Origin of the sequence: Bacillus sp. LM 4-2, assembly GCF_000978495.1 — a bacterium.
Lineage (GTDB): Bacteria > Bacillota > Bacilli > Bacillales > Bacillaceae > Bacillus > Bacillus subtilis.
The window spans coordinates 4025421-4039586 of sequence record NZ_CP011101.1 but is presented as its reverse complement, the minus strand read 5'-3'; the positions used below and the strand labels follow the sequence as shown (position 1 = coordinate 4039586).

Annotated in this window: 19 protein-coding genes and 1 pseudogene; 11 read left to right on the top strand and 9 right to left on the bottom strand. The window is 42.8% G+C overall.

Going from position 1 to position 14166, the window contains the following annotated elements; all coding sequences use genetic code 11:
- Position 1: 1 nt before the first annotated feature.
- Positions 2-442 carry a GNAT family N-acetyltransferase gene (locus bslm_RS20095; RefSeq protein WP_038429960.1) on the bottom strand — a complete coding sequence of 147 codons (441 nt, stop codon included), beginning with the start codon at positions 440-442 and terminating at the stop codon, positions 2-4.
- A 121-nt stretch (positions 443-563) separates the two neighbouring features.
- Between bslm_RS20095 and bslm_RS20090 the strand changes: the two genes are divergently transcribed.
- From bslm_RS20090 to bslm_RS21750, 3 genes and pseudogenes are all read left to right on the top strand, one after another.
- Positions 564-1016 (top strand): MarR family transcriptional regulator, encoded by a 453-nt coding sequence (locus bslm_RS20090; RefSeq protein WP_003226875.1) that lies wholly within the window; start codon positions 564-566, stop codon positions 1014-1016.
- Between the two features lie 118 nt (positions 1017-1134).
- A complete protein-coding gene (locus bslm_RS20085; RefSeq protein WP_038429959.1) occupies positions 1135-1797 on the top strand; it encodes an MBL fold metallo-hydrolase in 663 nt (220 codons plus the stop codon).
- Between the two features lie 7 nt (positions 1798-1804).
- Positions 1805-1947, top strand: a pseudogene (locus bslm_RS21750) (LysR family transcriptional regulator); the annotation flags it as partial.
- Between the two features lie 24 nt (positions 1948-1971).
- Here the strand turns inward: bslm_RS21750 and bslm_RS20080 are convergent.
- The 3 genes from bslm_RS20080 to bslm_RS20070 are packed head-to-tail and all read right to left on the bottom strand — an operon-like array spanning position 1972 to position 3865.
- Positions 1972-2451 (bottom strand): DUF2798 domain-containing protein, encoded by a 480-nt coding sequence (locus bslm_RS20080; RefSeq protein ID WP_038429958.1) that lies wholly within the window; start codon positions 2449-2451, stop codon positions 1972-1974.
- Between the two features lie 30 nt (positions 2452-2481).
- Positions 2482-2973, bottom strand: a complete 492-nt coding sequence (locus tag bslm_RS20075; RefSeq protein ID WP_046381480.1) for a GNAT family N-acetyltransferase — start codon at positions 2971-2973, stop codon at positions 2482-2484.
- Between the two features lie 13 nt (positions 2974-2986).
- On the bottom strand, positions 2987-3865 hold the full coding sequence (locus bslm_RS20070; RefSeq protein ID WP_038429957.1) for a LysR family transcriptional regulator: 879 nt from the start codon (positions 3863-3865) through the stop codon (positions 2987-2989).
- Between the two features lie 187 nt (positions 3866-4052).
- Here bslm_RS20070 and bslm_RS20065 point away from each other — a divergent pair, with 187 nt between their 5' ends.
- Positions 4053-5267 (top strand): MFS transporter, encoded by a 1215-nt coding sequence (locus tag bslm_RS20065; RefSeq protein WP_038429956.1) that lies wholly within the window; start codon positions 4053-4055, stop codon positions 5265-5267.
- A 32-nt stretch (positions 5268-5299) separates the two neighbouring features.
- Here bslm_RS20065 and bslm_RS20060 read toward each other — a convergent pair whose 3' ends face one another.
- The gene (locus bslm_RS20060) at positions 5300-6139 is read right to left on the bottom strand and encodes a pentapeptide repeat-containing protein (protein ID WP_038429955.1); all 840 of its coding nucleotides are present in this window, start codon (positions 6137-6139) and stop codon (positions 5300-5302) included.
- 145 nt (positions 6140-6284) lie between these two features.
- On the opposite strand from bslm_RS20060, the gene bslm_RS20055 reads away from it, so the two are divergent.
- Complete coding sequence (locus bslm_RS20055; RefSeq protein ID WP_038429954.1) at positions 6285-6674, top strand: YybH family protein; 390 nt, start codon at positions 6285-6287, stop codon at positions 6672-6674.
- Positions 6675-6741: 67 nt separating this feature from the next.
- Positions 6742-7530, top strand: a complete 789-nt coding sequence (locus bslm_RS20050; RefSeq protein WP_038429953.1) for a hypothetical protein — start codon at positions 6742-6744, stop codon at positions 7528-7530.
- 37 nt (positions 7531-7567) lie between these two features.
- Here the strand turns inward: bslm_RS20050 and bslm_RS20045 are convergent, their stop codons facing one another.
- The gene (locus tag bslm_RS20045; RefSeq protein ID WP_038429951.1) at positions 7568-8305 is read right to left on the bottom strand and encodes a MerR family transcriptional regulator; all 738 of its coding nucleotides are present in this window, start codon (positions 8303-8305) and stop codon (positions 7568-7570) included.
- Between the two features lie 159 nt (positions 8306-8464).
- Complete coding sequence (locus bslm_RS20040) at positions 8465-9775, bottom strand: MFS transporter (protein WP_014478548.1); 1311 nt, start codon at positions 9773-9775, stop codon at positions 8465-8467.
- Between the two features lie 100 nt (positions 9776-9875).
- Between bslm_RS20040 and bslm_RS21825 the strand changes: the two genes are divergently transcribed.
- Positions 9876-10196: a hypothetical protein gene (locus tag bslm_RS21825; protein WP_033884415.1), complete on the top strand. Its 321-nt coding sequence runs from the start codon at positions 9876-9878 to the stop codon at positions 10194-10196.
- Between the two features lie 11 nt (positions 10197-10207).
- Entirely contained in the window at positions 10208-10654 is a 447-nt protein-coding gene (locus bslm_RS20030; RefSeq protein ID WP_014478547.1) for a DUF6376 family protein, read from the top strand.
- 32 nt (positions 10655-10686) lie between these two features.
- On the opposite strand, the gene bslm_RS20025 is transcribed toward bslm_RS20030, so the two are convergent.
- Positions 10687-11616, bottom strand: a complete 930-nt coding sequence (locus bslm_RS20025) for a manganese-dependent inorganic pyrophosphatase (protein ID WP_046381479.1) — start codon at positions 11614-11616, stop codon at positions 10687-10689.
- A gap of 205 nt (positions 11617-11821) precedes the next feature.
- On the opposite strand from bslm_RS20025, the gene hypR reads away from it, so the two are divergent.
- Positions 11822-12199, top strand: a complete 378-nt coding sequence (gene hypR / locus bslm_RS20020; protein ID WP_014478546.1) for a transcriptional regulator HypR — start codon at positions 11822-11824, stop codon at positions 12197-12199.
- 31 nt (positions 12200-12230) lie between these two features.
- Here the strand turns inward: hypR and cotF are convergent, their stop codons facing one another.
- Positions 12231-12713, bottom strand: coding sequence for a spore coat protein CotF (cotF, locus tag bslm_RS20015; protein WP_038429950.1), 483 nt, complete (start codon positions 12711-12713; stop codon positions 12231-12233).
- 145 nt (positions 12714-12858) lie between these two features.
- Here cotF and bslm_RS21190 point away from each other — a divergent pair, with 145 nt between their 5' ends.
- Positions 12859-13008, top strand: coding sequence for a hypothetical protein (locus tag bslm_RS21190; protein ID WP_003226909.1), 150 nt, complete (start codon positions 12859-12861; stop codon positions 13006-13008).
- 224 nt (positions 13009-13232) lie between these two features.
- Positions 13233-14162 carry a YybS family protein gene (locus bslm_RS20005; protein ID WP_038429949.1) on the top strand — a complete coding sequence of 310 codons (930 nt, stop codon included), beginning with the start codon at positions 13233-13235 and terminating at the stop codon, positions 14160-14162.
- Positions 14163-14166 lie beyond the last annotated feature (4 nt).

Below are 14166 nucleotides of genomic sequence, written 5' to 3'. Positions count from 1 at the left end.
GTTAAATCCGCGATATGTCTTTTGTCATCAAGACATGAGGGATGCCGTCTTCCATAAATGCCTGTGAAGAAATCTGGTAGCCCAGTTTTTGATAAAAGCCTGCTGCTTGTGTTTGACCATGCAGCTTACATGCAGTCAGTCCTTTTTCTTTTATGATTTCTTCTAACCCGCTTACGATGACTTTCCCCAATCCATACTTACGGTAAGGTTTTAGGATGCAGATTCTTTCCAGCTTTGCTGTATGGTCAACGATGCGCACACGGCCCGTGCCGACAGGCTGATTCTCATGATATACCAAGACATGCTGGCATTGTTCCTGGAGCGTATCAAATTCATCAAACTCTTCGGATTCCGATACATGTTGCTCCTCAATGAAAACCGTCTTTCTAATATTCAAAGCTGCATGTAAATCAGCTTCAGTTGTTATTCTTTTTATATTCATTATGAATCAATCCTTTTCTGATATTAGTCTGGACTGTACAGTATGCATGTGGTCTTATAATAGTAAGGTTAAAACATTTTTGTTGTAATTGCAACAAAAAAATACGTGAGGGGTTTTAGGAATGAATGATATTTTGCGTGAGATCGGCATGATAGCAAGAGCGTTGGATTCCATAAGCAACATCGAATTTAAAGATTTGGACTTAACAAGAGGGCAGTATCTCTATCTCGTACGTATATACGAAAATCCGGGAATTATTCAAGAAAAATTGGCGGAAATGATAAAAGTGGACCGGACAACGGCCGCGCGGGCCATTAAGAAGCTGGAAATGCAGGGATTTATTCAAAAACTGCCGGATGAGCAAAATAAAAAAATAAAAAAACTGTTCCCGACTGAGAAAGGGAAAAAGGTATATCCATTGTTAAGAAGAGAAGGAGAACATTCCACGGAAGTGGCCTTGTCCGGTTTTACTTCAGAGGAAAAGGAAACCATTTCTGCACTCCTTCATAGAGTGAGGAAGAATATAGAACGTGATTGGGAATATGTGAAGAAGGGGAACAAAAGGGATTATTAATGGACAATGTTAACAAGTCGAGCTGATGCTGGCGAAAATCGACGCCTCCTTCTCAAGAATCTAGTTCACTTCTGTTTTCTTTAAAACTATCAAAAAATTTCCACAGGAGATGGTTTGCGTGAACTTGAGACAATTATCAGAGCATGTCTATCAATGTGAATTTGAGCTTGATGTGCCTCTTCGGATTCCGGTTCATACCTGGTTTATCAAAGATGGTGATGATGTATATATTGTTGATACGGGAATAGAACGTTTTGCTGATGCTCAAATTAGGGCAGCGTTAGCGATCGGCAATCCAAAAGCCATTTTGCTTACCCATGGCCACAGTGATCATATCGGAGGTGCATCAAAATGGTTAGAGAGATTTGATATTCCGATTTTTGCGCACCAGAAAGAACTAAAGTACATCAATGGGGAAGAGCCATATCCGAACAAAAATGAAGTGGAGAACACAGGGGTAGCCCATATTATCCCGCCGCTGACGGAGCAAACGCTTGCTCACCTGCCTCTGAAATACTATTTAACACCTGGCCATTCGCCGGGGCATGTCGTGTATGATCATAAAATCGATCGTACGCTATTAACGGGCGACCTTTTTATCACAAGTAAGGAGGATTTACACCCACCTATAAGAAGATTCAGTGTTGATATAAATGAGAACATCGATAGCGGCTCAATCATAGATCAAATCAAACCAACGCTCATTTGCTCTTCACATGGCGAAGAAATACTTTATAACGAAGAATTGTATAAAAACAATGTGGTAAGGTATAGGGATTAATGGAAGTGAAAAACATAAGCTGAAAATTCTTCAGCATGGTGCAGCTCTCGATCCGATTTACTCACACCCAAAAAGAAAAAATGGCAGCTGCCTGCCGCAGAGGCTTTTGCGGAGCTTGTTTTACATTCGATTCATGAGCAAAAGGAGTGAGTGTCAGGCTCACTCCTATTCTATTTAAATTGCGGCTGTGAGCTTTGGTTTTACAAATTTCATGAAAATCCCTCTGACTAATGGGCCCATAATCAGTAATTGCAATGGATAGGCCAGGATGAAATTTTTCAACACAATCATAAGATAAGCACTGAAGAGGCTGTCCCCGTTCAGCCCATTTGCTAGAACCGCTGTCACTAAACCGAACACAGACATACAAAGTACCATGCCAATCACCATACAAGTTGACATGGCAAGGATGACATAAATTTTTTTAGTCTTGTCGAACGGCATGCGGAATGCAATCTTCTTGGCGAGGGGGCCCACTAACAGTAAATCTAACAGGAGGGCGACCATAAAACCGATGACCATTTCAAAAACTGTCATCAGTGAAAAATCCTGAATGGCTCCGTTGATGATGGCATTGTAAATCGACATGACGCAGACCATTCCAAAACACATCATCACGCCAAATATAAGACCCTCTTTTTTATTTGCTGGCATACAATCATTCCTTCTCTCCATAATCGGTGATTAGTATACCAATGAACCGTTCATGCTCATAAGTGACAAATTTGTGAACAATCTAGCAGAATCGTCTTGTTTTGTCATCAGCACATGCGGAATGCCGTCCAGCATAAATTCATCTGATGCAGTCTGATAGCCGAGCTTTTCATAAAAGCCTGCCGCCTGTGTCTGGCCGTGCAGTTTGAAGGCAGAAATGCCTTGTTCTTTCACAATACGTTCTAATGCATCGACGATCACTTTTCCCAAACCGAATTTGCGGTAAGACTTCAGAATGCAGATTCGTTCCAGTTTCCCCGTGTGGCCAACGATACGGACACGTGCAGTGCCAACAGGTACATTCTGATGATAAGCCAGGATGTGCTGGCAATCACCGTGGAGTGTATCGAACTCATCGAATTCATCCGAAATGGGACAGCCTTGTTCCTCTACAAATACTGCCTTTCTGATTTCAAACGCTGTATGTAAATCCTGTTCTGACGTGATTTTTTTGACATTCATGCTTGAATCCTCCCTACTCAGAAAAATGGCTGATCACATATTGTTTAAAGGTCTCAGCAACCGGTGATAAAAACCTGCCTTTTATCCAGGCAATTCCTATGACACGCTGACATTCCGGCCAGCTGACGCGGATTTTGGTGATTTTGCTTTGGTCTAAGCCTTTCAGGTCTGGGAGAATAGATATGCCCAGTCCGGCTGCCACAAAACCTGCGGCAGTAGCTGCTTCTTCTCCTTCAAACATAATGTTCGGCTGTATATCGGCCTTCTCAAACAGCTCATCGACCGTCATCCGAAGCGCATAGCCCTTTTTCAATAAAATAAAACGCTCCCCGGCAATCTCATTCAGGGTAATGCTTTCGCGACTGGCTAATGGGTGATCATTTGGCACAAATACAAAGAGTTCTTCACTCCACAGCTTGATCCATTGGATCGGATTTTCAGGCTTAATCGAAGCGAGGAGACAGAGGTCCAGATCCCCGGATTTTAATCGTTCAAGCAGCCAATAAGAGTGGTTTTGCTTCAGCTGGAAGGAAATGTTGGAGTATTCCTGCTGAAAGGAGCCGATGAGATCGGGCACGAGCGTGGTGCCTAATGTATGTAAAAAACCGAGAGAGACTACGCCTTGGTCTGGCTTTAATAAGGCTTGGATTTCTTCTTTTCCTTCGGTGTACTCCTTCATCATCGCCTGAACCCGCCGCAAAAAAATGTGTCCGTATTGATTTAAGCTAATGGATCGTCCTTGCCTGTCAAATAGCGGCACGCCCAAATGATTTTCCAGCCTGGCGATAGAGCGTGAAAGCGCAGGCTGTGTGATGGAGAGGCTTTTTGCGGCTTTCGTGACGTGCTGCATTCGGGCCAGTGTTTGAAAATATTCAAGTTGTTCCCATTCCAATTATCATCCCTCCTTTATTACATATAAGCATGAAAATAATATTTTATATGCATTATACAACATATATCAACGGTGCTAAGATAGTAATATAAACAGACTCGAGGATGTTTGAATTCGGAAGAAATAAAGGATGATTGTTTATGAATGGCAGTGCTCCACAACATGATGAGGGACCAATAAAGTCCCGATGACATACATTCAAAAAGGCACACCGGTTTTTCGAAAAATTACGTTTGCTTTCTTCGCTGCGGGTTTCAATACATTTGCGATTCTATATTGCGTACAGCCGCTCATGGAGGAATTCACGCGGGAATTTCATGTAACGCCTACTGCGGCGAGTCTTTCTTTATCTGTTACCACAATGCTGTTAGCTGTGAGCATGCTTGTCTTTGGTTCATTATCCGAGGTGTGGGGGCGCAAGCCGATTATGGGTATTTCCATGCTGGCCGCATCGGTTCTCTGTCTGGCATCGGCCTTCAGTCCGAGCTTTCATACACTGCTCGTATTGAGAACTGTTCAAGGCGTTGCGCTCGCAGGCCTTCCGTCGATTGCGATGGCTTATCTTGGGGAAGAAATTGAACCCGGAAGTCTTGGATCAGCGATGGGGCTATATATCAGCGGAAATGCAATCGGCGCCGTTTTCGGAAGGATCGTTTCCGGGCTCCTGAGCGAGTACTTGAATTGGCATATGGCGATGGGGGCAATTGGTGTCATTAGTTTGATTGCTAGTATTATATTTTTTATAAATTTGCCGCCATCCAGGCATTTTACGCCAAGAAAATTGAAGCTCGGGAAATTGGGAATGTCTCTGATCGGCCACTTGAGGGACCGTAAACTATTCAGCTTGTTTCTCATTGGTTTTTTGCTGCTCGGAAGCAATGTTGCATTGTTTAATTACATTGTGTATGTGCTGTTGGGCCCGCCGTATTCGCTTAATAAAGCATTTGCCAGCTGGATATTTATTGTGATGATTGTAGGCATTTTCAGCTCGTCTTTCATTGGAAGAATGGTTGATCGATATGGCTATCCAAAAATACTGGTGATGAATATTTTCATCGTCATTGCAGGTGCTTTATTCACGATAAACAGTATGCTGGCAGTGAAAATTCTGGGGATTGCCCTCTTTACATTCGGTTTTTTCGGCGGACATTCAGTTGCCAGCAGCTGGGTGGGCAGGAGAGCCCTTCATAACAAAGCACAGGCTTCATCGCTGTATTTGTTCTTTTATTACGCCGGTTCAAGTGTTTGCGGAACAGTCGGAGGGCTATTCTGGTCTGCTTTTCACTGGCTGGGCGTCGTCGGTATGATCACCTTCATGCTGCTGGTTGCGTTATGGCTGTCGGGATACTTGGCAAGAAGTGCGAAAGTGCCGGATAAAAGGAACGAAAAAGGATTGAATTGATCAGTAAAAAAGGACCGTTAGCGGGTCCTTTTTTATTTCCAATGGGCAGGGATTCGTAAAGACAGCGGCAGCTTTGTGTTCGAATCGCCGTTGGCGGCGTTCACCTGTGCCTGTGTCAGAAAGATGCTCCCGGTCAGGTCGGCGCCGCTGAGATCAGCGTCTCTCATATCTGCACCGATAAAGTCTGTCATTCTCAAATCGGCATTTCTCAGATCGGCGGCTATGAGCAGCGCCCCTCTTAGATTTGCTCCTCGCAGATCAAGCCCTTTCAGTTTCGCGCCGATCAGGACACTTCCCCGGCTGACTTTTTTCGGGAGTTTTGGATGGCGGGCTTGGGCACGCACCAGCTCACTCGTTTTTAACAGCCATTCATTGACCTCAGCTCGATGCTCGTCCACCTGCAGTGTCAGCAAGCGTTCTTTGCTGAGCCTGGTGAGCCTTTCTATTTTTTCGAAACTGGTTCTCAGTTCAGGATGAATCGGCTTGGCTATATCTATAGAAAGAGCTTCATGTAAATACCAGAGCATTTCGTGCAGCTGCTGCATGATAGGAAAAACGTCAAACATCTGGTTGGCCGTTTCGGGGCTGTTTCGCCAATCCTTTCCCTCATAAGTGATTTGGGATACTTTTTGGCCGGCGCCAAAGCATTCATATGCAGAGCAGCCTCGAAATCCTTTTTCTCTGAGATCTTTATGTATAGAACATTGATAGTTTGATTGTAAGTTGCGGCAAGGTGTGCCCCCGTCTTTATCAAAAGCAAAATCTGCCGACTTCGCATAAGGCAAGGCGACACAGCACAGGCCAAAACAGTGCTGGCAATCCGCACTTAAATCATGATGTATATTGTCATGTAACGTTACTTCCGCAGACAATAATGTCCACCCCTTCACTTGGGTACTTTGTTAAATATATCTATTTGATTATATAGGAAAATAGGATACTTTTCATTTTGTTTTCACGGTTTCAGTGAACTAACGATGTATAATATATCCAATCATGATGATTGGGGGAATTCATTTGGAACAGCAATTGAAAGACATCATCTCTGCGTGTGATTTGGCAATCCAAAATGAAGATTTTGATACACTGATGAATTATTATTCGGAAGATGCCATTTTAGTTGTGAAGCCGGGCATGATCGCGCGAGGCAAAGAAGAAATCAAAAAAGCGTTTATCACGATTGCAAACTATTTCAATCATCATATTGTCCCGACACAAGGGGAAATGATCCTGTTGGAAGCAGGTGACACGGTACTCATCCTTTCTCAGACACTGCTTGATTCGGATAAAAAGGACTCCGAGTATGCGATGGAAAGAAGGGCGACCTATGTATTTAAGAAGAATGCGCAAGGCGAGTGGCTTTGTGTAATCGATAACTCTTATGGTACGGATTTAATTGGTGTGTAAGATATGTCTTTGATGTGCCATTCCTGCATATAATGATTCATTCAGCTGATTAGGGAAGGTGACACAATTGAATGTGTATGACATCAGAATGGCTCCTTATTGGTTTTATGAAAGCAGAGGATTTGTTCAACATCCATACGTATTTCGGCAGCCCGTCTCCTCACGTGCAATCATTGCATCTACCCGCGGCGATGTAACGGGAGACGGCGTTATTGACGAGGTCTTTCTAACTGGAAATCAAATGCCCGGCAGCCCGTTATGGAGAGATATCACATTGGTGATCCGTGATGGCAGAACCCATCAGGAGCAGCAGATTCAGCTTCAAAACAATATGGGATACAATCCGTCACTTTTTCTGGGGGATATGACAGGCGACAAGATTGAGGATGTGGCAGTGGTAATGGATACAGGGGGAAGTGGCGGTGCTATTTATGCATATGTGTTTGCCTATCTAAACAGGCAGTTCCGGCGAATTTTCAATTCAGATGTATTGAATGATGAATTAAAGTACAGTGTGAGGTATCAAAATCAATATAAAGCGAGCGTCATCAGTCATCAGCAAAACGAAACGTATATCCTCGACCTTACTTACAAAGGCAGGGAATATTTGAATGAGATTTATAACAGCCAAGGTGTGTTAAAAATGCCGATAGAAGGATGGGTGAATCCTTTATCGGGCTTGTATCCGGTTGATTTTGACAGAGACGGCGTATACGAATTATTGGCGTACCAGCGGATAGCGGGAAGGTATAACGCCGACTCATTGGGATATGTTCAAACCGTATTGAAATGGAACGGACGGCGTTTTGCCGTGGACCGGCAGAATGTTTCGATTGTTGGCGGGGCTGTCTCGTAATCCTGATGGCTGTCACCCTATAAAGGGTGACAAAACACTACAGGTGTTCTGCAACGACAACCAAATAATAAGATAAACCGGTTTGCTGCTCTTCTAACATTCCTCTATGGAAATCATCTTGCATAAAAAAACGTGTTTGTTTTACGTAATCTTCTTTACTTGTCGGATGCCCGTTCTGATTTAGGAACTTAAGATGATTCATGACATGCTCTTGCACGGAAGGGTCATGATACGTTACACCATTTCTTAAAAAATCAGCCATCCTATCAAGAAAATGTTTAGCCTCTATTGCCATTTTGTTCATTTCATCGACATTGATTGTATGTGTATCCAATTCAAAATCGTAACGCTCTTTTAAATACCCATTTTGTTCTGCTAAAGATTGTTTCCATTCTTCAGCGCTTTCAAATCCTTTAAACATTACCTTATGATCCATGTTTTCACCTTTTCTCGTGTATTCTAAAGATGTGTTGACTGTTTGAATGAGACGCTGATACTTTTCAATTTTCTTTTCAAACAGCTTTTTTTGTTTTTCTAATGTACTTGTTCTTTTAGCATCCTCATTTAGTAATGTTTTGATTTCTGACAAAGGAATATCTAATTCTTTGTAAAAAAGGATTTCCTGCAGTCTTTTTAGTTCGTCAGCACCATAGTACCGATATCCGGCTTCGCTTATTTCCTTTGGGGCTAGCAAGCCGATTTTGTGGTAATGATAAAGCGTTTTGATTGTGACATTCGCAATATTGGATAGTTCTTTTACTGTTAATTTCTCCATCCGACTCCTCCTTTCTTCTTTCACTATGAGGCCTTACCTTTGGTTGGAGTCAAGGATAAAATGGTGGTGTTTTCGTCCGAAGACAGACTAGTGAATGTGGGAGAAAGAAAATAACACCTGGCGGATTCAAAGAAAAGAGTGCTTTTCAGCAAGCACTCTTCATTCCAGTTTAATTCGTTTTACATCCCCTAAAACAAACACATAAAAAACCAATCCCAGCAACAGCACAAAACCAGCTACCAGAAAGCTGAGTGTAAAGGAGCCTGTCACATCAAACAAATACCCTGTCAGTGACGCAGCAATAATGCCTCCGAACAGGTTGTTTGCGAGATTCACCATGGAGCTCAGCATGGATACGGAACCGATCGGCGCGAGTTCTGCGGAGATGGACCAGCCGACCGGAGCGGTTGCTGAAATTCCGGCGAGTCCGATGGAAATGCAAATAATGGCTACGGTAATATTGTTCGTCAGAATGGAGCCTAAAAAGAAAAAGCCAAAGCTCATTCCGACTATGATTACGGTTCGGTACACCTTGGTGTTAGGATAGCCTTTCTTAATAAAATAATCGACGAGCCAGCCGCCGACGGCAATTCCGGAAATGGTTGAGATCAGCCACGGCACTGCCGTAAATAAACCGGACGACATGAGATCCATACCGTATGTATGTTTAAAGAAAGTCGGAAGCCAGGTGAGCAGCAGGTTGAATGTATACCCGTACCCTGTAAATCCGATCATTAAGCCCCATACTTTCCGATTGGTGAAAAGCTTTTTTAAAAGCGGGCCCGTTTTGTAAGGGATTTGCTCTGTTGTAATGGCATTGTGTTTTTGAATATAGTTTAGTTCACTTTTAGAAATACGTTTGTGCCGTTCAGGCTGTTCATAATACTGCCAGAAAAAGATCGTAAACAGCACATTGATGCATCCAATCGTCAAAAAAGCGACACGCCAGTCAAATGTTGTGACAAGAAAGGCGACCAATGGCGCGCCGATTACATTTGAAAACTTGGCGGCCGAATCGAACAGTGAGTTTGCCAATCCCCGCTCACTTGGAGGAAACCAGAGAGCGGTTGCTTTAGAGGCAGCAGGGAACGCAGAGGCGCTCGTCAGCCCAATGAGAAACCGGAACAGATACAACAGCAATTTTCCTTGCAAAAAAGCAAGAAGGATCGTTAAAAAGCTCCATATTGTCATTCCAACCCTCGTGACCCATGCGACCCCAAAACGGTCCAGCAAACTTCCGACAGGCAGCTGCATCAGTGTATAGGAATAGGTGTAAATGGAAAACACGATGCCGAGTTCAGTTGCAGTAAGGTGAAACGAATCTTGTATCGCAGGGGCCGCTACCGAGATGGCCACTCGGTCAAAATAATTAAGAATAATAATGCCGCTAAGTAACGAAGATATGTACCATCTGGTATGCCCAGGCCGTTTCACGCGCTCTTGACTCATGATGAAAACCTCCTCTGTCATAGCATGATCTCCTGATGGAAAAACCATTCAAATTTTAAATACCACAGCGCGCTTTTATATAAACGGCAGGAATTTGACTGGAACAGATCGGTGCTTTAGAATGAAAGTAATAAAAATGAACACTCCAAAGGGGAGTAGCTTTCACAGTAAAGTCGTCATTACGGGACAAGGTGTCCTCGGCTTTGCTGGCAATCTCATTGTTAGCGAGACCTTTGCCAAATCTGATTTGGTGAAGGTCTTTTTGTTTCAGGAACTTCACCAAATTGGTGGAGTTTTTTCATTTTTACCAAAAAGGGAGAGGAGCATCAGAATGTCTAAGCTGAAAAAGTGGCTGAAGCGTGAATTGGTGAGGAAAGGGCTGCCGTTAGCGAAAGAGAAATTGATTCCGATCTTAAAAGAAAAAATGAAAAAGAAACAATAAGGGGGCTGAAGATGAAGATCATTTTGACAGTACTTGCCGGAGTGGGACTTTTGAGTGCAGGCGGATGTGGCATGCTTGATCAGGTGAACGACGGATTGAACTATACGAGTGAAGCAGCTGGTTATGTGGAGAAGGTGAAGACATTTGCAGAGGAAGCGCCTGAATTGGCTGAGAAAGCTGTAAATGACACCGAGGCGAAAGAAAAACTTGAAGCGCAGCTTGAGTCGATTCAGAAGGCTGCCGCTGATTTTAATGAATTAACGCCGCCTGATGCCGCAGCGGAGATTCATCAAACCATTCAGGAACATAACGAAACCTTGCAGAAAAGCGCTGAAGATGTGTTGAAACAAGCCGAGGAAGGCAAGGTATCGCTTAAAGAATTGGAGCAGTCAGACCTGGTCCAAAACGCAAAGCAAATTACTGATGTGATGGGACAAATTGAGAAGCTGGGTGAATAAGAAAAAGCATCCCGATGCGGGATGCTTTTTGCTTATTCAGCCATTGCGTCTGTTAAGACAGGAACGACTTGTTTTTTACGGGAAACAACGCCTTTTAAGAGGGCTGTGTTGTTTTCTAATGTAACGTTGAACGCTTTTTCCACTTTCGCTGCTTCGTTACCGATTGCAAGAGCAAGTGAATCATTTTCTAAGATATCTGTGATAACGAGAAGGAACAGATCAAGATTCTTCTCAGCCACAACTTTTGAGATCACAGCTTCTAATTCAGCTTGGCGTTTTTTCACATCTTCAATGTCCACTGTGTTTACTTGTGCGATTTCGACTTTCTTGCTGCCGAGCGTAAATTCTTTCGCATCAAGAGAAATGAGCTCTTCCACTGTTTTTTTGCTTAGATCAGCGCCTGCTTTCAACATGTTCAAGCCGTATACTTCAGCATCTACGCCAGCGATCTCCGCAAGCTCTTTTGCTGCTGCTACGTCTTGGTCCGTGCAAGTTGGAGATTTAAATAACAGGGAATCAGAAATGATCGCAGACAGCATAAGGCCGGCAATTTCTTTCTCGATTTTCACGTTATTCTCTTTGTACATTTTGTTTAAGATGGTAGCCGTACAGCCTACAGGCTCAGCACGATAGTAAAGCGGCTCAGCTGTTTCGAAGTTAGCGATGCGGTGATGGTCGATAACCTCTAAAACCTGAACCTCTTCAATGTCTTTGATGCTTTGCTGGCGTTCGTTATGGTCAACCAGGATAACGCCGTTTACTTCGTTTGCAGCTGTTTCAACAAGACGCGGGCTTTCTTGTTTGAAATAGTCAAGCGCGTATTGTGTTTCGCCGTTGACTTGTCCGAGACGGACAGGCTCAGCATTGAAGCCGAGTTTGTTTTTCAAATCAGCATAAGCAATCGCAGAACAAATCGTATCTGTGTCTGGGTTTTGGTGTCCGAAAATAAGTATCTTTTCCATGATAGCTCCTATCCTTTTTTTAAGTAGTGTAATCTTTATATAGTTTAACACGTCTTGCTGCAGGTGTAATCATGCAAACCCTTAAAAATTGATGTGAATAAGAAGCATTTTCTTTGAGCTAAGGAGAAAAGGTGTGTAAAATACTGGGTAGCTTAGTTGCAAAATGTAATGTAGTATCAAAAAAGGTACTATTGGAGGGTCAAGAATGAGTGGAAAAAAGAATATATACCCGAACAAAGAAGGCTGTCCAGTTGAATTTACTCTAGATGTCATTGGCGGAAAGTGGAAAGGAATTCTTTTTTATCACATGATAGATGGCAAGAAACGATTTAATGAGTTTCGGCGAATCTGCCCGAGTATTACTCAAAGAATGCTTACTCTTCAGCTGAGGGAGCTGGAAGCGGACGGCATCGTGCATCGTGAGGTTTATCAACAGGTGCCGCCCAAGGTTGAGTACTCTCTGACGGAATTCGGGCGAACGCTTGAACCGATTGTTTTGCAAATGAAAGAATGGGGAGAATCCAACAGAGACGTGCTGGAATCTTATCGTTCGAACGGCTTACTGAAGGATCAGCAGAAATAGCAGCAAAGGGAAAACTCCTTTGCTGCTTGTTTTATTTCATTGAAATGGCTCTGTTGGCGTTTCTGACATCGTTTTTCAACAGTTCAGAAAGGTTGTAAGAGAGATAATATCCATGCTGATACATGTATCGATAAACTTGGGCGTGCAGCTGGATGGCAGCATTCAGCTGTTTGACCAGTACGTTTCTTAATTGAGGTGTTGCTGTTTCTGTAATTGCGATGGCATAGCTGCGGACAGATGTTTTGGCAAAACCGAGCAGGTCACCGCTGTAAAATGGGTTATCTGCGCGTTCTTCTTCCTCATCTTCTCTGTGCGGAGCCTGTGGAAAGAACGGAAGAAGCTCTCTCAAATTTTGCTCAACACCCTGAATAGACACGTTATAAAGCTGTCTGAGCTGAGGGTCTTTTACTTCTCTTATCATTTTCTTCAGTTTAATGAGTCCGTTTGATTGAAAAGCAACCAGCTCGTGCATTTCTAATGTTTCATGCCAAGCCAATGTTCTGCGTTCATCCATGTGAAAATTCTCCTTTATCGATCAGATTCCATATCAGCATATGCCCAATGCTCAATGTTGTTCATGATGTTTTGAAGTTTTTAAAAAGGGAAATTCACCTTATATAGGATACGGGTTGAGAACATGCACAAAGAGGTGAAACACAATGTGGGACATGATAAAGAACTTTTTCTTGTTTAGCAGCGGCGTTCTGCAAGCAACAACCCTTTTACTGGTGATCTTAATTTTTATGTATGTCAGAAAAACGAAAAAGAAAAACAAGGAATCTTCTGGCTTTATGGATGATAAACATTAATTGTGATGGGCATTCTTTTCAAAGAATGTCTTTTCATTTTTCATGTTTCACATGAAACATTAGCGTTATTTTACTTGCGATTTGGACTTATGTTAAAATATAAAAGTAAAATTTAGAGATGATATAAAAACATTCGGTGCAACGTATGTTGCAGCGATGAAAAAGAGCAGTCGTTTATGCTGCTCTTTTCTATTCGTATGTTCAGGATGATACGAGGTGACTAAGTGAAACAAACGAGAGCTTTAATGGAAGGTGCTATTTTAATCAGTCTGTTTGCGATCATTACGCTTCTGGTTGTTTATGTTCCTGTGATTGGAACAATTCTGTTATTTGCACTGCCGCTGCCAATGATCTTGTACACGATCAGACATGGATTGAAGCTAGGGATATGGATGGGCGCTGTCAGTCTTCCGGTTGTTTTTATTGTCGGGTCCTTTAACGGGCTTATTGTAGCTTTTATGTCAGCTTGCGCCGGCATTGCCATGGGACATTTTTTCAAAAGGAAAGAGCCCGGGCACGCCATTATTTCGGGCGCTCTTATTTATATGCTTAGTATTGTCTTCTATTTTGTGATAAGCATTCAGTTTTTGGGTATCAATATCATTGATGAGGCGATGACACAATACCGGCAATCTCTTGATATTGTAGAAACTGTAGCGAAGCAGTCGGGCAATGCTGGACAGTTTGAGAAGCAATTAAAACTGATGGAAGAACAATTGGGTATCGTTCAATATCTTTTTCCAACAGCTATTGTGATGGTAGGAGTTATTTTTTCTTTCCTCAGTTACCTTATCGCTAAGCCGCTCTTAAGGCGATTCTCCCCCGATATTCCTAATCTAAAGCCTTTTAGAGAGTTGAAGTTTCCGCAAAGTGTTGTAGTACTGTATTTGATTATTGTCATGCTTTCATTTTTGCCTTTAGAAAAAGGCCAAATGCTGTACTCTATCGCTTTAAATGGGGAGTTTATACTCGGGTTTCTGATTTTCATCCAAGGTTTATCATTTATCTTTTTCTATTGCCATAAGAAACAATATCCAAAGGCTGCGGCTGTGATTGCTGTCATACTTGGGTTTGTTCATCCGGTCTTCATGGCGGCCATTCGCATTTTAGGCGTTTTAGATTTGGGCTTTCATATAAGGAATAAGGTGAAGTGAACAT

Excerpts from the sequence above, each read along its gene's own strand:
- bslm_RS20080 (WP_038429958.1), bottom strand. The coding sequence starts at position 2,451 with ATGCCAGCAAATAAAAAAGAGGGTCTTATATTTGGCGTGATGATGTGT.
- bslm_RS20075 (WP_046381480.1), bottom strand. The coding sequence starts at position 2,973 with ATGAATGTCAAAAAAATCACGTCAGAACAGGATTTACATACAGCGTTT.
- bslm_RS20090 (WP_003226875.1), top strand. The coding sequence starts at position 564 with ATGAATGATATTTTGCGTGAGATCGGCATGATAGCAAGAGCGTTGGAT.
- bslm_RS20095 (WP_038429960.1), bottom strand. The coding sequence starts at position 442 with ATGAATATAAAAAGAATAACAACTGAAGCTGATTTACATGCAGCTTTG.
- bslm_RS21190 (WP_003226909.1), top strand. The coding sequence starts at position 12,859 with ATGTGGGACATGATAAAGAACTTTTTCTTGTTTAGCAGCGGCGTTCTG.
- bslm_RS20025 (WP_046381479.1), bottom strand. The coding sequence starts at position 11,616 with ATGGAAAAGATACTTATTTTCGGACACCAAAACCCAGACACAGATACG.
- hypR (WP_014478546.1), top strand. The coding sequence starts at position 11,822 with ATGAGTGGAAAAAAGAATATATACCCGAACAAAGAAGGCTGTCCAGTT.
- bslm_RS20045 (WP_038429951.1), bottom strand. The coding sequence starts at position 8,305 with ATGGAGAAATTAACAGTAAAAGAACTATCCAATATTGCGAATGTCACA.
- bslm_RS20030 (WP_014478547.1), top strand. The coding sequence starts at position 10,208 with ATGAAGATCATTTTGACAGTACTTGCCGGAGTGGGACTTTTGAGTGCA.
- bslm_RS20065 (WP_038429956.1), top strand. The coding sequence starts at position 4,053 with ATGACATACATTCAAAAAGGCACACCGGTTTTTCGAAAAATTACGTTT.
- bslm_RS21825 (WP_033884415.1), top strand. The coding sequence starts at position 9,876 with ATGAAAGTAATAAAAATGAACACTCCAAAGGGGAGTAGCTTTCACAGT.
- cotF (WP_038429950.1), bottom strand. The coding sequence starts at position 12,713 with ATGGATGAACGCAGAACATTGGCTTGGCATGAAACATTAGAAATGCAC.
- bslm_RS20040 (WP_014478548.1), bottom strand. The coding sequence starts at position 9,775 with ATGACAGAGGAGGTTTTCATCATGAGTCAAGAGCGCGTGAAACGGCCT.